14 protein-coding genes are annotated in these 24,837 nt (G+C 64.2%); 8 read left to right on the forward strand and 6 right to left on the reverse strand.

Annotated features, from left to right (window positions below):
• Nucleotides 1-26: 26 nt before the first annotated feature.
• On the reverse strand, nucleotides 27-1,982 hold the full coding sequence (gene malQ, locus YUU_RS0123855) for a 4-alpha-glucanotransferase (protein WP_027524665.1): 1,956 nt from the start codon (nucleotides 1,980-1,982) through the stop codon (nucleotides 27-29).
• A gap of 204 nt (nucleotides 1,983-2,186) precedes the next feature.
• Between malQ and YUU_RS0123860 the strand changes: the two genes are divergently transcribed.
• From YUU_RS0123860 to treY, 6 genes are read left to right on the forward strand one after another with little or no spacing between them, the layout of a single operon-like run.
• Nucleotides 2,187-4,127, forward strand: a complete 1,941-nt coding sequence (locus YUU_RS0123860) for a maltotransferase domain-containing protein (protein WP_027524666.1) — start codon at nucleotides 2,187-2,189, stop codon at nucleotides 4,125-4,127.
• A gap of 11 nt (nucleotides 4,128-4,138) precedes the next feature.
• A complete protein-coding gene (gene treS / locus YUU_RS0123865) occupies nucleotides 4,139-7,432 on the forward strand; it encodes a maltose alpha-D-glucosyltransferase (protein WP_027524667.1) in 3,294 nt (1,097 codons plus the stop codon).
• Complete coding sequence (glgB, locus tag YUU_RS0123870) at nucleotides 7,425-9,572, forward strand: 1,4-alpha-glucan branching protein GlgB (RefSeq protein WP_027524668.1); 2,148 nt, start codon at nucleotides 7,425-7,427, stop codon at nucleotides 9,570-9,572. The genes treS and glgB overlap by 8 nt, the downstream gene beginning before the upstream one ends.
• A gap of 3 nt (nucleotides 9,573-9,575) precedes the next feature.
• Nucleotides 9,576-11,651 (forward strand): glycogen debranching protein GlgX, encoded by a 2,076-nt coding sequence (glgX, locus tag YUU_RS0123875; protein ID WP_027524669.1) that lies wholly within the window; start codon nucleotides 9,576-9,578, stop codon nucleotides 11,649-11,651.
• On the forward strand, nucleotides 11,648-13,402 hold the full coding sequence (gene treZ / locus YUU_RS0123880; protein ID WP_027524670.1) for a malto-oligosyltrehalose trehalohydrolase: 1,755 nt from the start codon (nucleotides 11,648-11,650) through the stop codon (nucleotides 13,400-13,402). The genes glgX and treZ overlap by 4 nt, the downstream gene beginning before the upstream one ends.
• 2 nt (nucleotides 13,403-13,404) lie before the next feature.
• Nucleotides 13,405-16,188: a malto-oligosyltrehalose synthase gene (treY, locus tag YUU_RS0123885; RefSeq protein ID WP_027524671.1), complete on the forward strand. Its 2,784-nt coding sequence runs from the start codon at nucleotides 13,405-13,407 to the stop codon at nucleotides 16,186-16,188.
• A 9-nt stretch (nucleotides 16,189-16,197) separates the two neighbouring features.
• On the opposite strand, the gene YUU_RS0123890 is transcribed toward treY, so the two are convergent.
• The gene (locus tag YUU_RS0123890) at nucleotides 16,198-16,515 is read right to left on the reverse strand and encodes a polyhydroxyalkanoic acid system family protein (protein ID WP_027524672.1); all 318 of its coding nucleotides are present in this window, start codon (nucleotides 16,513-16,515) and stop codon (nucleotides 16,198-16,200) included.
• Nucleotides 16,516-16,688: 173 nt separating this feature from the next.
• Between YUU_RS0123890 and YUU_RS56540 the strand changes: the two genes are divergently transcribed.
• On the forward strand, nucleotides 16,689-16,850 hold the full coding sequence (locus tag YUU_RS56540) for a DUF3309 family protein (RefSeq protein ID WP_084801522.1): 162 nt from the start codon (nucleotides 16,689-16,691) through the stop codon (nucleotides 16,848-16,850).
• A gap of 161 nt (nucleotides 16,851-17,011) precedes the next feature.
• On the opposite strand, the gene ligD is transcribed toward YUU_RS56540, so the two are convergent.
• Nucleotides 17,012-19,663, reverse strand: a complete 2,652-nt coding sequence (ligD, locus tag YUU_RS0123900) for a DNA ligase D (protein WP_027524673.1) — start codon at nucleotides 19,661-19,663, stop codon at nucleotides 17,012-17,014.
• 120 nt (nucleotides 19,664-19,783) lie between these two features.
• Between ligD and YUU_RS0123905 the strand changes: the two genes are divergently transcribed.
• Nucleotides 19,784-20,668, forward strand: coding sequence for a Ku protein (locus YUU_RS0123905; RefSeq protein ID WP_027524674.1), 885 nt, complete (start codon nucleotides 19,784-19,786; stop codon nucleotides 20,666-20,668).
• Nucleotides 20,669-20,737: 69 nt separating this feature from the next.
• Here the strand turns inward: YUU_RS0123905 and YUU_RS0123910 are convergent, their stop codons facing one another.
• From YUU_RS0123910 to YUU_RS0123920, 3 genes are read right to left on the reverse strand one after another with little or no spacing between them, the layout of a single operon-like run.
• Nucleotides 20,738-21,427 carry a response regulator gene (locus tag YUU_RS0123910; RefSeq protein ID WP_027524675.1) on the reverse strand — a complete coding sequence of 230 codons (690 nt, stop codon included), beginning with the start codon at nucleotides 21,425-21,427 and terminating at the stop codon, nucleotides 20,738-20,740.
• On the reverse strand, nucleotides 21,424-24,147 hold the full coding sequence (locus tag YUU_RS0123915; RefSeq protein WP_027524676.1) for a sensor histidine kinase KdpD: 2,724 nt from the start codon (nucleotides 24,145-24,147) through the stop codon (nucleotides 21,424-21,426). The genes YUU_RS0123910 and YUU_RS0123915 overlap by 4 nt, the downstream gene beginning before the upstream one ends.
• 40 nt (nucleotides 24,148-24,187) lie before the next feature.
• A complete protein-coding gene (locus YUU_RS0123920) occupies nucleotides 24,188-24,790 on the reverse strand; it encodes a K(+)-transporting ATPase subunit C (protein ID WP_027524677.1) in 603 nt (200 codons plus the stop codon).
• Between the last annotated feature and the right edge of the window lie 47 nt (nucleotides 24,791-24,837).

A 24,837-nucleotide genomic window follows, 5' to 3' on the forward strand; every position in this document is an offset into this window, starting at 1 on the left:
CCACCTGAAATTGTCGTTGCCGGACTCTAACGGTGCGAGCGCTCCCGCGTTGCTGCTTTCAGAGCGGCGCGATCGATGCTCGACGCAATCTTGTCCAGCACGACCGGCAGCCGCTGGCGCCAGTTGGGGTGCTCGTCGATCGTGCCGGGGATGTTGGGCTGGTCGACCACGCCAAGGAGATCTTCGAGCGACACCGCGAGAAGGCGCGATGGCGTCCGGGACAGGAAGGCCAGCACAGAATAGAGATCATTGGCTTGAATGGAGTTGAAGCGCAGGATCTCGTCGAGCATCCCGAGGGCGTGCCAGCGCGCCTCCTCGTTCTCGCCGGGATCGAGCCCGAGCGAGAGCTTCATCTTGAGATCGCTGAACGAGCGCCAGCCGGCATAGGTACAGAGATCATGCGTGTTCAACGTGACCAGCGCGTTGGAACGGTAATGATCGAGATTGCGGAAGCGGCCGGCGTCATCGCGCTCGAACATCATCACGAGATAGGACCAGATGCCCCAGTCCTGCATGGTCTCGCGAAAACCTTCGGGCACGGTGCCGAGGTCCTCGCCGATCACGATACATTTGTGAGCGGCGCTCTCACGCGCGACCGCCGCCAGCAGCGCCTCGAACGGCATCTGCACATAGGCGCCGTTATCCGGCTTGAAACCGCGCGGCACGAGGTAGAGCCGCTTCAGCCCGAGCACGTGATCGAGCCGGATCGCGCCGGCATGGCGCATCGAGGCGGCCACCATGTCAGCGAACGGCACGAACGACTGCGCCTCGAGGCCGCCGGCATTGAAGCCGGCGAGGCCCCAATCCTGGCCCACCGTGTTCAGCACATCGGGCGGCGCGCCGACCGCGAGATGGCGGGAGATTGCGCCCTGCTCGTTCCAGGCGTCGAACCCATCGGACTGCACGCCGACGGCGACGTCGAGATAGAGCCCGACCTTCATGCCGAGCTGGCCTGCGAGCTCCTTGGCCGCCTGTAGCTGCCGATCGGCCGTCCATTGCACGAACTCGACGAACTCGACCTCGTCGTGATCGGAGCCTGTGCGCAGCTCCGCGCATTTCGTCTCGTCCGGCCGCTGCCACTCCGACGGCCATTCCCACCACGGTCGTCCCGTGAAGCGATGGCGCAGCACCTCGAAACAGGCAAAGTGCGACAACAGGGGACCCCGCTCGAGGCGGAAGGCATCGAATGCCTGGCGCCGCCCGGGACCGGCCTTGGCCTTGAACGCCTCGAACGCGGCGCGCAGGCCGCGCCATTTCAGTGGCCCTGCCTCGCGATACCGGACGCGGTCGCCTTCACGCAAGGATGCCGCGGTCGCGCGCGCCTCCGGCAGCAGCTCGGGCGAATACTCCGGAATCTCCTCGACGTCGATGTAGAGCGGATTGAGGAACAGCCGGCTGTTCGGCGAATAGGGGCTGCAATCGGACGGCCGGTCGTCGAACAGCGTATGCAGCGGGTTGAGGCCGACGCCATCGGCGCCGAGCTCGTTGGCAAGCGCAACGAGATCGGCCAGGTCCGTGAAATCGCCGATGCCCCAATTGCGCGCGGAGCGGACGCTGTAGAGTTGCACCGCAAGGAGCCAGCCGCGGTCGAAATCACCGGCGAAAGCGCGCTCGGGCGCCACGATCAGCGGCACCTCTTCCTCGGCCCCGGACGCATCGACGAGTTTCAGCCGATGGTAGCCCGACGGCAGATTGTCGGGCCAGACAATGACGCGCTCGCGCGCCTCGCCCTGCGCGACCAGCACGGTGCCATTGGCGACGGACCAACGCAGCGGGGCCTCGGCAGCCTCGGTGAGGTCGGTGCATGACTGCCGGCCGGTGCGAACCACGACAGCACCGCTGACGAAGAGGTAGGCGCGCTTCTCCGGCAGGGCATTGAGGATCGACGCGAGGGCATCGGGCGCCGTGACCCGCAGCTTGCCCAAGGCATCCACGAATTCGGACTGGACGCCCTTGGTTCCGGCTTCAGCTAAATGATCCATTCGGCACGCAGTTTGCAGGCCACCAAGAGCGGGCGGCATTCATTTTTGTGAGACGGAGGAATAGGATAGTCCAGATTAACGCGCTGACAGCGGCTATCGTTCCTGACGGGAACTAATGACACACAAGAGGCTTTCTATATAGGTACCAAGCGTCGGTTCCCAGCAAGGGAAACGAGACGCTGGTTTGTTGTCAATGGCATCACCGTGAACAAGACAATTCAAACTGTCGGGAGTGTCGCAGCCGGCGGCACTTTCCTTATTGAAGACGTCTATCCGCTGGTCGATGGCGGCCGCTTTCCCGTCAAGCGGGTCGCAGGCGAGCGCGTCGACGTCTGGGCGGACATCTACCGCGGCGGCCACGACGCGGCCAGCGCCGCACTGCTCTGGCGCCGCGAGCAGGATCGGGAATGGCAGCGCACGCCCATGCTCCATCACGGCAATGACCGCTGGGTCGGCGCGTTCACTCCGCCCGAGCCGGGCCAGTATGTCTACGCCATCGAGGCCTGGACCGACGAATTCGGAACCTGGCGTCACGGGCTCACACTCAGGCAGCGATCCGGAGCAGATGTCACGCTCGATGCAATCGAGGGCGCGGCCCTCCTGACCAAGTCCCATGGCACAGACGATGAAGCCACCGCGATCATCCTGCGGCAATGCGAGGATTTCCTGCAAACCGGCGAGATCACCCCGCTGATGGCGGATGAGCTGAGGGATGCCATGGCCAACAGCCAGTCGCGGCCCGACCTCACCCGCTCGCCCCTCTTCCCGCTGATCGTCGACCGCGAGGAGGCACGCTTCAGCACCTGGTACCAGATGATGCCGCGCAGCCAGGGCAAGGGTACGGGCCAGCACGGCACGCTCAGGGATTGCATCGCCCGTGTCCCCGACATCGCCGCGATGGGTTTCGACGTGCTTTATTTCACGCCGATCCACCCGATCGGTCGCACCCGCCGCAAAGGCCGCAACAATTCCCCGGTCGCCGCTGCAGGCGATCCGGGCTGCCCCTACGCCATCGGCGCGCCTGAGGGTGGCCACGACGCACTGCATCCGGAGCTCGGCACCATCGAGGATTTCCGTGCGCTGGTTGCGACCTGTCTGGAATACGGCGTCGAACTCGCGCTCGATTTCGCCGTTCAGTGTTCGCCCGATCATCCCTGGCTGACTCAGCATCCGGAATGGTTCAAATGGCGGCCAGACGGCTCGATGCGGACAGCGGACTATCCCGACATCGTCGTTCCCGATTTCTCCTGCCTGACCCGAAGCGAATTGTGGAACGCCTTCCGCGACATCATGCTGTTCTGGATCGACCATGGCGTGACCATCTTTGCGATCGACAATCACGACACGGCGCCCTTCAGCTTCTGGGAGTGGCTGATCCGCGACATCCGCCGCCAGCATCCCGAGGTGATCCTGTTCTCCAAGACCTACACCCGGCCGAAACCGCTGAAGGGACTCGCCAAGCTCGGCTTCGCCCAGTCCTTCAGCTATTTTCCGTGGCGAACGCAAAAATGGGAACTGGAGCAATATTTGGCTGAGATGACCGGCTATCCCGAGCGCGACTTCTGCCGCCCCAACCTGTTCGTCAACACGCCTGACGTCTTGCCGTATCATCTCCAGAGCGGCGAGCCCTGGATGTTCAAGTCGCGCGTCGCGTTGGCGGGCACGTTGTCCGGCAGTTACGGCATGTATAGCGGCTTCGAGCTGCTCGAACACCAGGCCGTTCCCGGGCTCGAGGAATATCTCGATTCCGAAAAATACGAGATCAGGGTTCGCGACTGGGACCGGCCTGGCAACATCAAGTCCTATGTCGCCGAGCTCAATCGCATCCGGCGCGACAACGAGGCGCTGCAGCAGACGTCGAATTTGCGCTTTCTCGGCATCGACGATGGCGACGTGATCGCCTTCATCAAGGAGTCGATTGACCATACCAATACCGTCCTCGTGGCCATCGCGCTGTCGCCCAACGTGCGCGAGTTCTGGCTCCCGCTTGGCGGCGTCACGACCAGCGTGAACGGGGAACGTCGCCACATTGCGCGCGTTGAGAACCTTCTCACCGGCGAGCAGTCCGCAATTGAATGGGGCGGAATCCGGCTGCGCATCGATCCCTATCGCGATCCGGCGCTCTTGTTCCGCTGCCTGGCGTGAGGATCCACGGCATGAACGTTCTTTCCTCCGTTGACGAGAAGAAGGTCGAAGCTGCCGAGGTCGTGGACGAGCTCTGGTACAAGGACGCGATCATCTACCAGCTCCACGTCAAGGCGTTTGCCGACAGCAATCATGACGGCATCGGCGACTTCGCCGGGCTGACCGAAAGACTGCCTTATTTGCAGGATCTCGGCGTCACCACGCTGTGGCTACTGCCGTTCTATCCCTCGCCCGGCCGCGACGACGGCTACGACATCGCCGATTACGGCTCGGTCAATCCCGATTTCGGGACGATGAAGGATTTCAAGCGTTTCATCCAGGAGGCACAGCGGCGCGGCTTGCGGGTGATCACCGAGCTCGTCGTCAACCACACCTCCGACGAGCATAGGTGGTTCAAACGCGCCCGCCGCAGCCCGCCCGGCTCGAGCGCCCGCAACTGGTACGTCTGGAGCGATACCGACCAGAAATATCAGGGTACGCGGATCATCTTCACCGATACCGAGAAATCCAACTGGACCTGGGATCCGGAGGCCGGCGCGTTCTACTGGCACCGCTTCTTCTCACACCAGCCTGATCTCAATTTCGACAATCCGCGGGTGGTCAGCGCCATCATTCAGGTGATGAAGCGCTGGCTCGACGCCGGCGTCGACGGATTCCGGCTCGATGCAATCCCCTATCTCTGCGAGCGCGAGGGCACCTCGAACGAGAACCTTCCCGAGACGCACGCCATCATCAAGCGGCTGCGCCAGGAGCTCGACGCCTACTCCAAGGGCAAGCTGCTGCTGGCGGAAGCCAATCAATGGCCGGAGGACGTGCAGGAATATTTCGGCCGCGGCGACGAATGCCACATGGCCTATCACTTCCCGCTGATGCCTCGCATCTACATGGCGATCGCGCAGGAGGACCGCTTTCCGATCACCGATATCCTGCGCCAGACGCCCGACATTCCGCAGAGCTGCCAATGGGCGCTGTTCCTGCGCAACCATGACGAGCTGACGCTGGAGATGGTCACCGACGTCGAGCGCGACTATCTGTGGTCGACTTATGCCAACGATCCGCGGGCCCGCATCAATCTCGGCATCCGCCGGCGACTCGCGCCGCTGATGGACAACGACCGGCGCAAGATCGAGCTGATGAACTCGCTCCTGCTGTCGTTCCCGGGCACGCCGATCATCTACTACGGCGACGAGATCGGCATGGGCGACAACATCTATCTCGGCGACCGCAACGGCGTGCGCACGCCGATGCAGTGGAGTCCGGACCGCAATGGCGGATTCTCGCGCTGCGACCCGGCACGCCTCTACGCGCCGCTGATCATGGACCCCGTCTACGGCTATGAGGCGGTCAACGTGGAGGCGCAGTCGCGCAGCCTTTCCTCGCTGCTCAGCGCCACCAAGCGCCTGATCTCGGTGCGCAAGTCGACGCTCGCCTTCGGCCGCGGCAGCATGACCTTCATACGACCGGCCAACCGTTCCGTGCTGGCTTATGTCCGGCAATATCGCGACGAGGTCATCCTCTGCGTCGCCAATCTCTCGCGCGCAGCACAGGCGACCGAGCTCGATCTGTCGCCGTGGAAAGACCGGGTCCCGCAGGAGATGCTTGGCCGCACGCGCTTCCCTGCGATCGGCGAGCTGCCTTACATGATTACGCTGGGGCCTTACGGCTACTACTGGTTCCAGCTCCGCGAGCGTGACAAGTCCGAGCCGGTGACGCCGCGCGCGGTGCCCGAATTCGAGACGCTGGTCGTGCCGGTCAACTCGACCTGGGTCTCGCTTGCGCGCGAGCGCGGCGTCTTCGAGCGCGACGTGCTGCCGGGATTCTTGTCGCGGACCCGCTGGTATCCGGAGCGCAGTCCCACGCAGATCCGGCCGACCCTGACTTCGGCGGTCCCGTTCTGCGACATCGGCGACAACCGGCCCTGGCTCGCATTCTTCGAGGCGACGCAGCGCGGCGTCACGTCGCGCTATGTGATGCCGATGCAGATCGAATGGGTTCGCTTCGACCGCGAACGCTTCAACCCGAGGGCGCTGGCCGCGGTGCGCCAGGGCGCGCGCGAAGGAACGCTGCTCGACGTCGCGACCGACCAGATCTTCATCGGCCTGTTCCTGCGTAATCTCAGCCAGTCCCTGATCGTCGAGGAAAACAACCTTCGGCTGGACTTCAAGCCGACCAGCCGCTTCGGTGCGGACACCGTCAAGCAGCCGGAGCAGATCCGCGCCGTCGAGCAGGCCAACAGCACCGCGCTGGTCGACAATCGATATGTCACCAAGATCTATCGCCGGCTCGAAACCGGCACCAACCCCGAGATCGAGCTCGGCCACTACCTCACCGAGGTCGCCCAGTACGCCAATGCGCCCGCGCTGCTTGGCAGCGCCGAGCTGGTGGAAGGTAATGGGCGGAGCGCCGTCGGCGTCGTGCATGCCTATGTCGAGAACCAGGGCGACGGTTGGGCGGTGACGTCGGGCTATCTGGATCGCTACATCGACGAGCAGCGCCTGCTCGCCGCAAGCGAAGCCCCGCGCGAGAACCAGGACCAGGTGCCCTATCTGCATTATCTCGCCCAGACCGGCCGGCGCCTGGCTGAGCTGCATATCGCGCTCGCCAGGGCCGAGGGCGCCGATCTCGCGCCCGAGCCGGTCACCTCTGCGCACGTCGCCCAATGGGCCAAGGATCTCCACCAGCGCGCCGAACGTACCTTTGAAACGCTGGCCCAAAGCCGCAACGGCTTGCGAGAGGCCGATCGCCCGCTGGTCGACCTGCTCATGGACCGGCGTTCGACCCTTCCCGACTTGCTCACGAAGCTATTGCCATCCGACATCGGCGGGTTGAACATCCGTCATCATGGCGACTTCCGCCTCGGGCAGATTCTGATCGTGAAGGACGACATCTTCATCATCGACTTCGATGGCAATCCCCATCTCCCGCTGGCCGAGCGAAGGCGCAAGGCGCCCGCGGCGCGCGACGTCGCGAGCCTCGTCTGCTCGATCGACCTTGCCGTGACCGCGGCGGTGGACCGCGCGCTCAAGGGCGCGGCGGACGAACGAGGACGGCTCGCGACCGCGCTCGGCGAATGGCGTGAGCGCGCCACGGCGACGTTCCTCACCGCCTATCGCGAGGCCATGACCGACCAGCGCCTGCAGACAAATGATCCGCATTCGGCGGACGGCCTGTTAAGATTTTTCCTGCTTGATAAATCGTTCGATGAGGTGGAGTACGAACTGTCGCACCGGCCGGAGGCGCTCAATGCGCCGCTGACCGGGCTGCTTCGCATTCTGTCCAATGCGGAGAGCGAAGCACATGCCTAAATTATCTGCCGAAGCCTATGCGATCATCGAGGGGCGCCACTCCGATCCCTTCCACTATCTCGGGCTCCATCCCGAGGGCGACAAAAGCGTGGTGCGCGCCTTCTTGCCCGAGGCCTCCAAAGTCGAGGCAGTCGGCGAGCATGGCGAGGTGGCGAAGCTCGACCGCATCCACGAGTCCGGTCTGTTCGCAGGCGCGCTGCCCAATGGCGCCAAGCGCTACCAGTTGCGCGCGACGTTCGGCGGCAATGTCGTCGAGCTCGAAGATCCCTATCGCTTTCCGCCGATCCTGACCGATTTCGATCTCTATCTGCTCGGTGAAGGCACGCATCAGCGGCTCTATGACAAGCTCGGCGCGCATCCCATGACGCTCGACGGCGTCGACGGTGTCGGTTTCGTCGTGCTGGCGCCCAATGCGCGGCGGGTCAGTGTGGTCGGCGACTTCAATTTCTGGGACGCGCGGCGCCACCCGATGCGCGTGCGCGGCGTCGGCTACTGGGAGCTGTTCATCCCGCACGCAAAGGCTGGCGATCACTACAAGTTCGATATGGTCGGACCGCACGGCCACAATCTGCCACTGAAGTCCGATCCGTTGGCGTTTGCCGCCGAAGTGCGGCCGAAGACGGCGTCGATCGTGTTCGACGAAGCGCATCTGCCGCGCCCACAGCCGGCGCCCGAAGGTATCAACGCGCTCTCGGCGCCGATGTCGATCTACGAGGTGCATCTCGGCTCCTGGCGGCGCAAGGGCGACAACGAATGGCTGACCTATCGCGAGCTCGCCGAGCAGCTTCCGGCCTATGCGCGCGACATGGGCTTCACCCATCTCGAATTCCTTCCCGTCAGCGAGCATCCCTTTGACGGCTCCTGGGGCTACCAGCCGACCGGCCTCTATGCGCCGACCAGCCGCTTCGGCTCGCCGGAGGATTTCGCCGCGCTGGTCGATGCCTGCCATCGCGAGGGCATCGGCGTGCTGCTCGACTGGGTGCCCGGACATTTCCCCGACGATCCGCACGGGCTCGGCCATTTCGACGGCACGGCTCTCTACGAGCATGCCAATCCGCTACAGGGTCGCCATCTCGACTGGGGCACGCTGATCTACAATTACGGCCGCACCGAAGTGACGAACTTCCTGGTGTCGAACGCGCTGTTCTGGCTGGAGCGCTACTCCATCGACGGCCTGCGCGTCGACGCGGTCGCCTCGATGCTCTATCTCGATTACAGCCGTCCTGCGGGCGCCTGGATCCCGAACCAGTATGGCGGACGGGAGAACATCGAGGCGATCGCTTTCCTGCGGCGCTTCAATACGGAAGTGTTCGCGCGCTTTCCGCAGGCCACGACCGCCGCGGAGGAATCCACCGCCTGGCCGCAGGTTTCCCGGCCCGTCGAATATGGCGGCCTCGGTTTCGGCTACAAGTGGAACATGGGCTGGATGCACGACACGCTGACCTACATCAGCAAGGATCCGATCTACCGCAAGCACCATCACGGCGAAATCCTGTTCGGCCTGCACTACGCCTTCTCGGAAAATTTCATCCTGCCGCTGTCACACGACGAGGTCGTTCACGGCAAGCGATCGATCCTTGGCCGCATGCCCGGCGACGAGTGGCAGCGCTTTGCGAACCTGCGCGCCTATTACGGCTTCATGTTCGGCCATCCCGGCAAGAAGCTGCTGTTCATGGGCGGCGAGTTCGCGCAAGGCAAGGAATGGAATCACGACCAGTCGCTCGACTGGCATCTGCTCGAAGACAAGAACCATTCCGGCATCCAGTCGCTGGTCCGCGATCTCAACCGGCTTTATCGCGCCGTGCCAGCGCTGCATCAGATGGATTGCGATCAGGCCGGCTTCGAATGGCTGATTACTGATGATGCCAACCGCAACGTGTTCGCCTGGCTGCGCAAGGGGTTCGACGCCCGCGCGCGCTGTCTCGTGATCGTGAATTTCTCGCCGAACGTCTATCGCAACTACCGCGTCCGGGTGCCGTTCGCCGGCAAATGGCACGAGGTCCTCAATTCCGACTCCGCTCACTATGGCGGCAGCAATGTCGGGAACGTCGGAGAGGTGCAGGCGGTTGACGGCAAGACGCCGGAGCTCCGCCTGACCATTCCGCCTCTGGCTGCGATCTTCCTCGTTCCGGAAAGCTGACGCATGCGACTGACCGCCGGAACGCCCGCACGCCTCGGTGCAAGCTGGGACGGACGCGGCACCAACTTCGCGCTGTTCTCCGCCAACGCGCAGAAGGTCGAGCTGTGCCTGTTCGACAGCCAGGGACGGCGCGAGCTCGAGCGCATCGAATTGCCCGAGCGCACCGAGGACGTCTGGCACGGCTATCTCAACGACGTCTCGCCGGGTCAGCTTTACGGCTACCGCGTGCACGGCCCCTACGAGCCCGAGCACGGCCACCGTTTCAATCCCAACAAGCTCCTGCTCGACCCCTACGCCAAGCGGCTCGCCGGGCGGCTGGTGTGGAGCGACGCGCACTTCGCCTATCGCACCGGCAGCCCGCGCGAGGATTTATCCTTCGACCGGCGCGACAATGCGCGTGGCATGATCAAGGCCGTCGTCGTCGACGAGACCTTCAACTGGGGCCGGCGCGAAATCCGCCCGAACATCCCCTGGGACGAGACGATCATCTACGAGGCCCACGTCAAGGGGCTGACGCAGAGGCGCGACGACGTGCCGCCGAACCTGCGCGGCACGCTTGGCGGACTGTCCTCGCCTGCAATGATCGAGCATCTGAAACGGTTAGGTGTGACCACCGTCGAGCTGCTGCCGATCCACGGCTTCATCGACGACCGCGTGCTGGTGGAGAAGAAGCTCGCCAACTACTGGGGCTACAACACCCTCGCCTTCTTCGCGCCGGAGCCACGCTACGCGCAGGACAATCCGCTGGACTCCTTCCGCACCACCGTGGCGCGCCTGCACGACGCCGGCATCGAGGTGATGCTCGATGTCGTCTATAACCATACCGCGGAAGGCAACCATCTCGGCCCGACGCTGTCCTTCCGCGGCATCGACAACGCCTCCTATTACTGGCTGAACCGCGAGAACCCGCGCTACTACGACGACTTCACCGGCTGTGGCTCGTCGGTGAACCTCACCCATCCGCGCGTGCTCCAGATGGTGACGGATTCGCTGCGTTACTGGGTCGAGGTCTGCCATGTCGACGGCTTCCGGTTCGATCTCGCTACCACGCTCGCGCGCGGACCGAACGGGTTTGATCGCGGCAGCTCGTTCCTGACCGCGGTCCGCCAAGATCCGGTGCTCCAGGGCGTAAAACTCGTCGCAGAACCCTGGGACCTCGGCCTCGGCGGCTATCAGGTCGGCGCGTTTCCCTCGCAATGGTCGGAATGGAACGACCGCTACCGCAGCGCCATGCGCCGCTACTGGAGTGGCGAAGGCAGCCTGATCGGCGACATCTCCAGCCGCATGACGGCGTCATCCGACCTGTTCCACCATGACGGCCGCAAGCTGCGCGCCAGCATCAACCACATCACCGTGCACGACGGCTTCACCCTCGCCGACCTCTTCAGCTACAACCAGAAGCACAATGAGGCCAATGGCGAGGACAATCGCGACGGCTCCAACGACAACCACAGCAACAATTGCGGTGTCGAGGGCCCGACCGACGACCCGCAAATCCTGTCGCTGCGCCGCCAGCTCCGCAAGAACGTGCTCGCCTGCCTCATGCTTGCGCAGGGCACGCCACTGCTGCTCGCCGGCGACGAGGTCGGCAACACCCAGTCCGGCAACAACAATGCCTATTGCCAGGACAATGAGGTGGGCTGGGTGCTCTGGGACAATCTCGGCAACAACGGCGAGGACATGGTCGAGTTCGTCGGCCAGCTCGCCGAGATCCGCCGCCGCTTCTCGCAGCTCCGCAGCCAGCGCTGGCTCGACGGCCGCCGCGCCGACGGCTCCTACGGAGTCCTGTGGCTGACACCGGCGGCCGAGGAGATGAAGGAGAGCGACTGGAATTTCCCGGAAGGGAGATTTCTCGCCTATGTGCTCGGCCCGCTGGAACCCGGCGTGCCCGCGATCTTTATTGTCCTGAACGCCGCACCGGAAGAGATCGGATTCAAATTGCCCAAGATGGCCGAATACAAGAGCTGGCAGCAGATCCTGAATACGACCGGCGCCAAGCTGAACACGGTCGACTTCCTGCCCGGCACCGACAGCAAGGCGCCGCCGCGCTCGGTGCTCGCCTTCGCGGGCGCGCTATGAGGCCATCCTTCGGCGCCAAGGCAAGCAAGGAGGGCGTGTCGTTCCGGCTCTGGGCACCCGGCGCGAGGCACGTCGACCTTGTGCTCGACAAGCGCCATGCCATGCAGCGCCGAGAGGACGGCTGGTATGTGGCCGATATTGCCGGGCTGAAGGCGGGCGCCCGCTATCAGTTCAGGATCGACGACGAGCTTGACGTGCCGGATCCCGCCTCGGCTTTCCAGCCCGAGGACGTGTTCGGGCCGAGCGAGGTGATCGACCACGACAGTTTTGAATGGCGTGCCAGAGATTGGCGCGGCCGCCCGTGGCAAGAGACGGTGCTGCTGGAATCCCATGTCGGCACCTTCACGCCGCAAGGAAGCTATCGCGCCATGATCGACAGGCTCGATCATCTCGTCGCGACCGGGATCACCGCGCTGGAGTTGATGCCGCTGGCGGACTTCGCAGGCAAGCACGGCTGGGGCTATGACGGCGTGCTGTGGTACGCGCCCGACAGCGCCTATGGCCGGCCCGAAGACTTGAAGACGCTGATCGACGAAGCGCACCTGCGCGGCCTGATGGTCTTTCTCGACGTGGTCTACAACCACTTCGGACCCGAGGGAAACTATCTCGGCCGTTACGCGCCGAACTTCTTCACCGATGCGCATACGCCGTGGGGAAGCGCGATCGATTATCGCGTGCCGCAGGTCCGCGCCTTCGCAGTCGAGAACGCGCTTTACTGGCTCAGCGACTTCCGCTTCGACGGACTGAGGCTGGACGCCGCCAATCACATCATGGCGTTCCCCGGCGAGCAGTCGGTGCTGCACGATCTCAGCGTCGCCGCCGGCCAGCTTGCGGCGGCGACCGGGCGGCACATCCATCTCGTGCTGGAGAATGGCGACAATCGCGCGAGCCTGCTCGATCCCACCGAGGAGCCGCCGAACGGAAAATATCGCGGCCAGTGGAACGACGACTATCATCACGTCTGGCACGTGATGCTCACGCGCGAGTCCTCCGGCTATTATGGCGACTATCAGCGCTCGCCACTTGGCGACCTCGCCCGCGCGCTGGCGTCAGGCTTTGTCTACCAGGGCGAGGTCTCTGCGTTCTGGGGCAACAAGCCGCGCGGCGAGCCGAGCCGGCAGCTTCCGCCGGACACTTTCGTCAATTTCCTGCAAAACCACGACCAGATCGGCAACCGGCCATTCGGCGATCGGCTGGAGCGCATTGCTAGCCCCCAAGCGATCGAGGCGGCGCTCGCCGTCACCTTGCTCGCGCCGATGGTGCCGATGCTGTTCATGGGCGAGGAATGGGGCTCGAACAAGCCGTTCCCGTTCTTCTGCGATTTCCATGGCGATCTCGCCAATGCCGTCCGCAAGGGACGGCGCCAGGAATATGCCTGGGCCTATGCAAAGTATGGCGACGAGGTGCCCGATCCGCTCGATCCGGCGACGCCGCAATCTGCCGTGCTCGATTGGGAGTTCCGCACGCCCGAGGAAGACGCACGGCTGTCGCTGGTGCGCGAGCTCCTGCAGATTCGCCGCGAGGCGATCATGCCACGGCTTGCGGGCGCTGCCTTTGGTGAGGCCAAGGCTGAGGAGAGCGGCCTCTTGACCGCGCATTGGCGCATGGGGGACGGCGCGACGCTGCGCCTGACCGCCAACCTGTCCGATCGCCACGTCACCTCACCAAAATCGACCGGCACGCCGATCTGGGGCGGCGAGCCCGGTGACCGACTTGCGCCCTGGTCGGTGGTCTGGCGCGTTGAGAGGTGAGCATGCCTCCCTCAATCCCGCTCGCCACCTATCGCCTGCAATTCGCCGCCGATTTCAACTTCGACGACGCTGCAACCGTCGTCCCCTATCTCCGGGCGCTCGGCATCACGCATGTCTACGCCTCGCCGCTGATGAAGGCGCGCAAGGGCTCGACCCATGGCTACGACATCGTCGACCACAGCCAGTTCAATCCAGAGCTCGGCGGCGAAGCCGGCTTCGTCCGTTTCAGCGACACGCTGAAGCAACATGACCTCGGCCTGATCATCGACTTCGTTCCGAACCACGTCGGCGTCCACTTTGCCGACAATCCGTACTGGCTGGACGTGCTGGAATGGGGACCGGCATCGCCGCACGCAGCTTCCTTCGACATCGACTGGGACCAGTTGCCGTATCGCGCCCGCGGCGGCGTACTGCTGCCGATCCTCGGCTCGGCTTATGGCGAAGCGCTGGAGCGCGGCGAGATCGAGCTGCGCTTTGATGCGGTCGAAGGCAGCTTTTCGGCCTGGTACTTCGAGCATCGCCTGCCGATCGCGCCGGAGCGCTATGGCGAAGTCCTGCGGATGATCGTCAAGGAGGCGGATGCTACCGAGAGCGACGCGGGAAGGCGCCTGTTGGCGCTCGCCGAACGCTACAAGGGGCTACGTCATCCCAACCGCGAGGAAGCGCCGGCGTTCAAGGCCGAACTAAAGGCGATCGCCGGCGCTCCCGAAATCATGGAGCGAGGCCTTGCCGCCTATCGTTCGGCCAAGGACCGCCCGACGCAAACGCTTGCCCTGCATCACCTGCTCGAGCGCCAGCACTACAAGCTCGGGCACTGGCGGCTGGCCTCCAGCGACATCAACTATCGCCGCTTCTTCGACGTCAACGGTCTTGCCGGCCTGCGGGTCGAGGACGCGAGCACGTTTGCGGCCACACACCGGCTGGTCAAGCAAGTGGTCGCGGACGGCAGGCTGCAGGGCATCCGGCTCGATCATATCGACGGCTTGCGCGATCCCGCGCAATATTGCCAGCGGCTGCGCCGGATCGTCCGCGACGCGCAAGGCCCCGCAAAGCCGTTTTACACCGTGATCGAAAAGATCCTGTGCGAGCACGAACGGCTGCCGCGCTTCGCCGGCGTTCACGGCACCACCGGTTATGAATGGATGAACGTCATCACCCAGGTGATGGTCGATGCCAAGGGGCTCGACGCGCTCGACGAGACCTGGCGGCAACTCAGCAACCGCTCGCCGCGGCTTGCTCCTTATCTCACGGAAGCCAAGCGGCGCGTGCTGGACACGCTCCTCACCAGCGAATTCACCGTGCTATCGCGCCTGCTCGCCCGCATCGCCAATGGGCACTATTCGACGCGGGACTTTTCGGCCGACAGTCTGCGGCAGGCGCTCGAGCTCTACGTGCTGCATTTCCCGGTCTACCGCACCTACATCACGACGAGCGGACCAACCGCACACGACCGCAAGCTGATCGAAGACACCATCGCGCGAGCCCGCGCGGAATGGTTCGCGGCCGACGAGGGCATTTTCGACTTCCTGCACGACGCCCTGACCATGGACCTGCTCAAGCCGGATCGGCCGCCGCACAGCACCCCGCGCGTGCGCCGCTTTGCGCTGAAGGTGCAGCAGTTCACCGGGCCGATGCTGGCGAAGTCCCTGGAGGATACGACCTTCTATCGCTATCACCGCCTGCTCGCGCTGAACGAGGTCGGTGGTGATCCCGCCGCAAAGGCTCTCGCGCTATCGATGTTTCACGAGGCCATGAAGGCGCGCGCCAGGGAATGGCCGCACGGCATGACAGCCACGGCCACGCATGACACCAAGCGCGGCGAGGACGCGCGAGCGCGGCTTGCCGCACTGAGCGAGATCCCGGGCGAATGGACCAGCGCGGTGGCACGCTGGAAGGTGCTGAACGCGCCGCACATCACGACGCATGGCGAGATGCGCACGCCGTCGGCGACGTTCGAATACATGCTCTACCAGACGCTGCTTGGCGCATGGATGTCCGCGCCGCCTGACGCGAGCTTCGTCGACCGCATCCAGGCCTATGCGCTCAAGGCTGCCCGCGAAGGCAAGGAGGAGACGAGCTGGCTCAATCCGAACGAGGCCTACGAGCAAGGTTTGCGGAATTTCATCGCGAAAGTCCTCGACCCCACAGTCTCCGCCGAATTCCTGGACGCGCTCCAGACCCTCGCCCGGCGCCTCGCCCTGCTCGGCGCGCTCAATTCACTTGGCCAGCTCACTCTGAAGGCGACACTGCCGGGCGTACCGGATTTCTATCAAGGCACCGAATTCTGGGATCTGTCGCTGGTCGACCCCGACAACCGTCGTCCCGTTGATTTTTCCGCGCGAAGTGATGCACTCGCTTCGCTCAAAAGTCCGGATTGGGACAGCCTCGCCAAGCATTGGCATGATGGCCGGCTCAAGCTCGCCTGGACGCGGCGGCTCCTCGAACTGCGCACCGAGCTTGCCGATGTCTTCACCCGTGGCGACTACCAGCCGCTCGAGGTGAGCGGGCCGCACGGCGACCACGTCATCGCCTTCGCGCGGCGCCACGGCCGCGATGCCGCGATCATCGCGGTCGGACGGTTATTCGCTCCGTTTACCCAAGGTGGCCGTGAATGGCCGAGTGCGCAAGCATTCGACGCGAGCGTCAACGTGAAGGGGTACGCGATCGCAGGGCACGACGGTGATGAGCTGCGGCTCTCGCTGGCATTTCGCGCACTCCCCGCAACAATGCTCAAGGCGCGCGTTGCGAGCGCAGCAAGGCTCGCGCGCCCCCGCGGGCAAGCCTGACGACAAGACCTACTTTCCGTCGCCTTTGGTCAGAAGCAACTGACCACGCTTGCGAATGGTGGCCTGCGCCAACTCGGCGAAGCGCTGCAACAGCCAGGGCAGCGTCACCTCGACCCGCACCTGATCCTCGCCAACGTCCACCTGGCCGGCTGCGACCTGACCGAGCGCGCGGATGCGGAAATTCATGCGGTCGCCCTCCCAACGCTCTTCCTCGACCTGCATCACCGGAATGCTGGCCGCTGCACGGCCAAGCCCGGACTTCAGACGACGCGCTGCCTCCTCGCGACCGAGCCGGTGCGGGATCGAAACGACGAGCGGTGCTGACATGGCAATGTCCTCTGCCCACTGATGTAAATCGGGCCGCGTCAGAACACAAAGGTTCCGCTGCGTGGTGCCTTCTTATCACGATCCGCGCGAGGAACTTTCACTATGACGGCAAGTTGCCCCGACGAAAATCGGAAGACAACGACCCTTCTTTGAGAGGGCGGGAGGAGATTTGCATGTCCATTACCATCATTCTGATCATTTTGGTCATAGCCCTGCTCGGCGGCTTCAGTGGCATCGGCGGCGGTCCGTTCTATGGCACCGGCTATTACGGTGGCGGCGGACTGGGACTGATCATCGTCATTCTGCTGATATTGCTGCTGATGGGAAGGATCTAGCCGCGCACACGCTTTGGTAGGGTGGGTTAGCTCTGACTTCGGAGGGTGGGCAAAGGCGCGAAGCGCCGTGCCCACCTTTTCTATTTCAATCCGCGGAACGATGGTGGGCACGCTCCGCTTTGCCCACCCTACGGTTTCCGCATCTGCGGCGAATAGTGTGACTACTTCGCCTTCCCCGCCAGCTTCTTGATCGCGGCCTTGATCGATGCCGCCGCGTCATCATAGCCATCCCACGCCTTTGATCGCGCCAGAAGTCCCGGCACGGTGCGCAGCGTGTAGCGCCTCGGATCGAGATCGCTCTTCGCCTGCGCCCAGGTCAGCGGCATGGACACCGTCGCGCCGTCGCGGGCACGCGGCGACAGCGGCGCCACGGCCGTCGAGAGGCGATCGTTGCGCAGGTAGTCGAGGAATATCTTTCCGTTGCGCAGCTTTTTCGACATGTTGAGCAGATATCGCTCCGGATCGTCGTCAGCCATCCATCGGCATACGCCCTGCGCAAAGGCTTTCGCCTCCTTCCAATCGACCTTGTCCCGCGCGCCGTGAAGCAGCGGCACGACGACATGCATGCCCTTGCCGCCGGTGGTCTTGCAGAAGCTCTCCAGGCCGACATCGGACAGACGCTGCCGCATCTCCCTGGCCGCCTCGACCACATCGGGGAACGCTACGTCCGGCGCGGGATCGAGATCGAACACCAGCCGGCCCGGCGTGTCATAGGCGTAAGGCGCGCAATTCCAGGGATGCAGCTCGACGCCGCCGATCTGCGCCACCGCCGCAAGCCCCTCGATCCGATCGACCTGCAAATATGGCTTGCGATCGCCGGAGACCTTTGCGAGCTCCAACAAATTCGACGTGCCCTGCATGGCATGGCGCTGGAAGAATTTCTCACCTTTGATGCCGTCGGGCGCGCGAATGAGCGAGCACGGCCGCCCCTTCAGATGCGCAATCATCCATTCGCCAACCGCCTCGAAATATCGCGCGAGATCGAGCTTGGTGACCGGATCGCCATCCCCGCCATCCGGCCACAGCTCCTTGTCGGGCTTCGAGATGACGACGCCCATCACTTCGGCCGCGCCGGACTCCTTCTGCCGCCGACCTGCCTTCGCCTTGCTCGTCCGCGGCAACGGCTCGGCAAGCTCCGTCTTCGCCGGCCTCTCGGCTTCGACCTCCTCGGCCGGCTTGTCCTGCCGCAGGCCCTTGAACGCCGCCTGACGGATGTTGCCGTCGGCGGTGAAGCCCGCGAACTCGATCTCGGCCACGAGCTCGGGTTTCAGCCAGTGCACGTCGCGGGTCTTCTTCGGCGCGTTCTTGCCGCCGAACGGGCTCTCTTTGGCCTCCGCCGCCTTCAGAAGCGGCGTGATGCGCTTGACCTTGTCGGCACCAAAACCGGTGCCGACGATGCCGACAAAGGCAAGATCATCGCCGCGGTGCACGCCAGCCATCAGAGAGCGGAATTTTCCGTTGGTGGTCTTGTAACCGCCAATCACGACCTCATGGCCGGCGCGACATTTTGCCTTGGTCCAGCTTTCGGTGCGCCCCGAACGATAGGGTGCGTCGAGCTTCTTCGAGACCACGCCTTCGAGCTCGAGCTTGCAGGCCGATTGCAGCACCGCATCGCCACCGCTCTCGAAATGCTCGACATAGCGGATCTGGCTCGACTTCTTCTTGCGCGCGCCCAGCAACTTCTTAAGCCGCGTCTTGCGCTCGCCGAGCGGCAACCGGCGCAGGTCAAGGCCGTCGGCAAACAGGAGATCGAAAGCAAAGAAGATGAGGTCATCGGTCTTGCCGTCCGAAAGCGCCGCCTGGAGCGCGGAGAAGCTCGGCGCTCCGTTGTGGTCGAGGGCGACGATCTCGCCGTCGATCAGCACGTCCGGCAGCGCGCCGCCCTCCTTGGCGATTGATGCGAACTTTTCGGTCCAGTCGAGGCCTTTGCGGGTCTTGAGCGTCGCTTCGCCATCCTCGACGCGAAGCTGCACACGGTAGCCGTCGAACTTGATCTCGTGGCACCAGCCCTCGCCCGGGTGCGGCCGCTCCACCGGCGTGCAGAGCTGCGGCGCGACGAAGTCGGGCATCGCCGACACCTTCTTCGCGGTCGTTGCTGTCGTCGCCCTGCCCTTCTTCAGGGCCGCGCGCGGCGCAGGCTTGATGGTGCGCGTCTCTTGCTCGGCGCGATTGGACTGCCAGACCGCATCGGCCTGGCCCTTGGTGCCCTTCGCCAGCATGAACGGCTTTGGTGCGCGCCCTTTGCCTTCGGCGATCTGCTCCATCGCCCGGCCGGAGGCGACCGACTTGTCCGCGTCCGGGATGTCATTGCCCTTGCCTTCGCGGGCATAGTCGTCGCGGTGTTTGATCAGCAGCCAGTTGGTGCGTTTTTCGCTGCCGCTGTTGCGCATGCGCACGAGTACCCAGCTTCCATGCAGCTTGTCGCCGTGCAGCGTGAACTTCAGGTCGCCCTTCTTGAAGCCGCGCTCGGGATCTTCAGACTCCCAATAGCCGCGGTCCCATAACATCACCGTGCCGCCGCCATACTGGCTTTCCGGTATGGTGCCTTCGAAATCGCCGTAGTCGAGCGGATGATCCTCGACCTCGACCGCGAGCCGCTTGTCATGCGGGTCGAGCGAAGGGCCCTTCGTCACCGCCCAGGACTTGAAGACTCCGTCGAACTCCAGCCGGAGATCGTAATGAAGCCGGGTCGCGTCGTGCTTCTGGATTACGAAACGCCGCTGTTTCGACGGCGCTACCCTCGTCTCGCCTGATGGCTCCGGGGTGATCTCGAAGTCCCGCTTTTTCCGATAGGTGGAGAGGTTTCTCAGCACGACCGGTCCCGCATTTTCGTAAGTGCATTCGAGCCTATCACGGCCAAAGCCGCATCAGGAACCAAAACCCATAGCATTGGTTGGAGTTCCTAAAACACCTTGAAAACGCTGGAGATTGCAATGGCTCCCCGCGCCTATTGGAAAGGAACGTTGAAGCTGTCGCTCGTCACCTGTCCGGTCGCGCTCTACCCCGCGACCACCTTCGCCGCGAAGACGCGCTTTCACATGATCAACCGCGAGACCGGCAACCGCCTGAAGCAGCAGATGGTCGATTCCGAGACCGGCGACGTCGTCGAGGATGGCCAGAAAGTGCGGGGCTATGAGCTGCGCAAGGGCAAATATGTCGAGATCGACAAGGAGGAGCTCGAAGCCGTCCAGATCGAGAGCAACCACACGATCGAGATGGAGAGCTTCGTGCCGCGAGATGAGATCGACCAGCGCTATCTCGACCGTCCCTATTACATCGCCCCTGAAGGCAAGGCCGCGGTCGAAGCCTTTGCCGTGATCCGCGACGCACTGAAGGACCAGGACCGCGTGGCGCTCGCCAAGATCGTTCTGACGAACCGCGAGCACGTCATGACCATAGAACCGCTCGACAAGGGCCTGCTCGGCACGACGCTGCGCTACCCCTATGAGCTGCGCGACGAGGACCAGTTCTTCGACGACATCAAGAGCCCGAAGATCACCAAGGACATGGTCGAGCTCGCCGGCCATATCCTGCACACCAAGGCTGCGCATTTCGACCCCAGAAAATTCAAGGACGAGTATGAGGACGCGCTGAAGGCGCTGGTAAAGCGAAAAGCGAGCGGCAAGAAGATCGAGCTGCCCGAGCCCGAGGAGCGGCCAAGCAACGTCATCAATCTGATGGACGCGCTGAAGCAAAGCTTGAAAGGACGAGGCAGGGGACGGGCGTCGGCGCGCTCCCATCCACGGCGGAGCACGAGCCGGCATCGCAGCACGCGTAAGACACATCGCGCGGCGGCGAGGCATCGGAAGGCAGGTTGATAGCCTGCGCAACGCGCATCGCCCTAACCCCTCATGGTGAGGAGGCAGGGTGACGCCCGGACAGCGAGCTCAATCCCCCGCCTTCAACCGATACCCGATCCCCGTTTCGGTCAGCACATATTGCGGCCGCTCGGGATCGGCCTCGATCTTCTGGCGAAGCTGGCGGACGTAAACGCGTAGGTATTGCGCATCGGTTAGCTCGTCCCATAGCTCCTTCAACAGGAACCGGTGCGTCAGCACCTTGCCGGCGTGCTGCACCAGCACGCGCAGGAGATCGTATTCCTTCGGCGACAGCTTTATCTCGCGCTCGCCGACCTTGACGATACGGCGAACGAGATCGACGGAGAGATCGCCGGTGCGGAACACCGGACGCTCGCCCTTGACCTGGAGCTGGTGCCGCAGCGCGGCCCGCAGCCGCGCCAGAAGCTCGTCCATGCCGAACGGTTTTGTCAGATAGTCGTCGGCACCGAGATCGAGCGCCTGCACCTTGCCGGCCTCGTCGCCGCGGCTCGAGAGCACCACGATCGGCACGCTCTCGTTGCGCGCGCGGATGGTGCGGAGCAGCTCATGGCCCTGGATATCGGGCAGGCCGAGATCGAGGATGATCAGCGCCGGCTCCTCGGTGAGTTTTTCCAGCGCGGTCCTGCCGTTCGGCGCTTCCAGGATGTCATAGCCCTGTGTCGTCAACCCCATCCGCAGCAATTTGCGGATCGGCGGTTCGTCGTCGATGACCAGAACCTTGATCGATGGTGTGCTCATGCGGCGGTGTCCAATGCGTTGGTCTGCGCCGGGATCGGCAGGCGAATGGTCAGCACCGCACCGCTGCGATCCTCGCGGTTCGCAGCCGTGATCGTGCCGTGCATCGCCTCGACGAAGCCGCGGGAGATCGCAAGTCCGAGCCCGGTGCCGGGCCGGACATGATCGCCTTTCTGCACGCGATAGAACTTGTCGAACACGCTCTCGAGCTCGCCCGGCGGGATGCCCTCGCCTTCGTCGGCCACCTCGAGCACGACACAGTCCTTGTCGCGCTGGCTGCGGATTGCGATGGTGGTATCCGCTGGCGAATACTTTGCCGCGTTGTCGAGCAGATTGAACAGCACCTGCTCAAACAGCACGGCGTCGAGCTCGAGCATCGGCAGGTCGGCCGCGAGCCGGAGATCGACCCTGTGGCGCGTCAGGATCTTGCTCGTGCGCCTCAGCGCACTACCGACGATTTCGCTGACGTCGTGCAGCGCCGTGTTCGGCACGATCGCGCCGGATTCGAGCTTGGTCATGTCGAGCAGATTGGCGATGAAGCGATTGAGCCTCTCGGATTCGTCGATCACGGTTGCCAGCAGGTCGCGCTTCTCGGTATCGGACAGGGCGCCGGCGAGGTCACGCATGGTCGAGGCCGCGCCAAGAACGGAGGCGAGCGGCGTCTTCAGGTCGTGCGAGATCGAGGTGAGCAGCGCCGAGCGCAGCCGCTCGGATTCGACCGTGCGCTTGACCCGATCCATGTCTTCGACCAGCAGCACGCGCTCGATCGCGAGCGCGCCCTGGTCGACCAGCGCATCGAGCAGCCGGCGCTGATCGGGCGTCAGCAGCGGACCGGTGCGGTCGTTGTCGATGCCGATGACGCCGATCGGGCCACGCCCAGTGCGCATCGGCAGGAACAGGCGCTTTGCGCCGGGCAGCGTGTCGGAGCCGCGGCCGGCAGAGCGGTCGTTGCTCCAGGCCCAGTTGGCGGCGGCAAGGTCAGCCTGGTCGAGCTCATCCTCCGGCGGATAGCCCGACTTCACCGTCAGCAGTCCCTCCTCCGGCAGCAGCAGCACGACGCGAACCTTCAGCATCAGAGCAATCTGGTAGGCGGTCGCCCACAAGACATCGTCGAGGGTCGCGGTGCCCGCCAGCTTGCGGCTGAAGGCATGGAGCTGCTCGGTCATCCTGATCCGGCCGATCGCGGTATCGGCCTGGGTACGCACGCGAGCCGCGACATTGGATACCAGCATCGCAACCACCATGAACAGCACGAAGGCCGCGACGTTGGTCGGATCTGTGATCGTGAACGTATAGATCGGCGGCAGGAAAAAGAAATTGTAGCAAAGCGACGCTACCACCGTGGCAAGCAGCGACGGCCAGAGGCCGTAGCGCACCGCAACAGCGACCACCGCCGTCAGCAGCACGAGATCGACATTCTCGATGCCGAAATAGGGCTGGATCAGCTCGGCGGCGCCGAGTCCAAGCAGGGCGATTCCCAGCGCCTTGAGATAGGGACGCGGATCGAACGGTTCCGTGCGGGCCGCCGTCTGCACCACTGTTTTCGGCGCCGCCTCGCCGGGCAATTCGTCACCGGAAATGACGTGCACGGTGATGTTGCCGGAGCGGCGCACGAGGTCATGCACCACCGAGCCGCGCGTGATCTCGAACCAGCGCGAGCGCGTCGATTTTCCGATCACGATCTGCGTGACGTTGTTGCCTTGTGCGAAGTTGATGACGTCGTCGGCAATTCGACGGCCGACGCCGGGAATTGTCAGCGCCTCACCGCCAAGGGACTCGGCAAGTCGCAGCGTGTCGGCGAGCCGATCCCGCTCCGTGTCCGAGAGCTGGAGCGATCGCCGCGTCTCGATCGAGATCGCGGTGAATGGCGCGTGCAACCGGTCGGCGAGACGCTTGGTGTAGCGCACGAGGCCTGCCGCGCGCGGATCCTCGCTGACGCAAACCAGGATGCGCTCGCCCGCGGCCCAGGGGCCCGCGATGGCATTGGCCTGCATATGGGTGAGGAGCTGCTCGTCGACGCGCTCGGCGGTGCGGCGCAACGCCAACTCGCGCAGCGCCGTGAGATTGCCCGGCGAGAAATAATGCTCCAGCGCCCGCTCGGCCTGCTTGGGCACATAGACCTTGCCCTCCTTCAGCCGCTGGATCAGATCGTCGGGCGTGAGGTCGATCAGCTCGATCGCATCCGCGCGATCGAACACCGAATCCGGCACGGTCTCGCGCACCCGCACGTGGGTGATTTGGGCAACGACGTCGTTCAGGCTTTCGATATGCTGGATGTTGACGGCGGTGTAGACGTCGATGCCGTTCGAGAGCAGCTCCTCGACGTCGAGATGGCGCTTGGGATGGCGGCTGCCGGGCGCGTTGGTGTGGGCGAGTTCGTCGACCAGGGCGATTTGCGGCCGGCGAGCGATCACCGCATCGAGGTCCATCTCCTCCAGGACCTGCCCGCGATAGTCGAGTTTCCTACGCGGGACGACTTCGAGCCCGCGAAGCAGCGCTTCGGTCTCCGCGCGGCCATGGGTCTCGACGAAACCGACGACAACGTCGATACCCGCCTTACGCTTGGCGTGCGCGCTTTGCAGCATCTCGTAGGTCTTGCCGACGCCGGGGGCGGCGCCGACGAAGATCTTGAGCTTGCCGCTCGCGCTCTCCTCCCGGCGCGCCGCTTCCAGCAGCGCCTCGGGCGAAGGACGTTGTTCTGGATCGCGGCGCTCTCTGACCATCAGCGCATTATAATCATCCGGCCACGGGGAGCCTAGGCCGCTACTTGGCGGCGCGGTCGAGCGCGAGGTTCAACGCCAGCACGTTGACCCGGGGCTCGCCGATCAGGCCCAGCAGGCGGCCCTCGGTGTTGGCGGCCACGATCTGCCTGAGCGTCTCCTCCGGCATGCTGCGCGCCTTGGCCACGCGCTGCACCTGGAATTGGGCGGCTTCCGGCGAGATGTGCGGGTCGAGACCGCTGCCGGACGTCGTGACCAGGTCGAGCGGCACGGGCTGGCCCGGGTTATCCGCCTTCAGCTTGTCCACATCTTCATTCAGCCGGTCGGCCAGCGCCTTGCTGGTCGGGCCGAGGTTGGAGCCGCCGGAATTGGCAGCGTTGTAGGGCGCGGACACGGTCTTGGTCGAATCATTCGGATCCGGCGCGACCGTCGCCGACAGGCGGCCGTGGAAGTATCTGTCATCCCTGAACTCCTGCCCGATCAAGGCGGAGCCGATGACCTTGCCGTCCTTCACGATCAGGCTGCCTTGCGCCTGGCTTGGGAAGAGCACGCCGGCAATGCCGGTCATCGCGAGCGGATAGGCCAGTCCCGTAATGACAGTGAGCGCGACCAGCAGGACGATGGCGGGGCGGATTTCTCTGAGCATGTTGCGTCTCCTAATTCTCCGTCATTGCGAGCGAAGTGAAGCAATCC

Origin of the sequence: Bradyrhizobium sp. Ec3.3, from assembly GCF_000472925.1 — a bacterium.
In the GTDB taxonomy this organism is placed as follows: Bacteria; Pseudomonadota; Alphaproteobacteria; order Rhizobiales; family Xanthobacteraceae; genus Bradyrhizobium.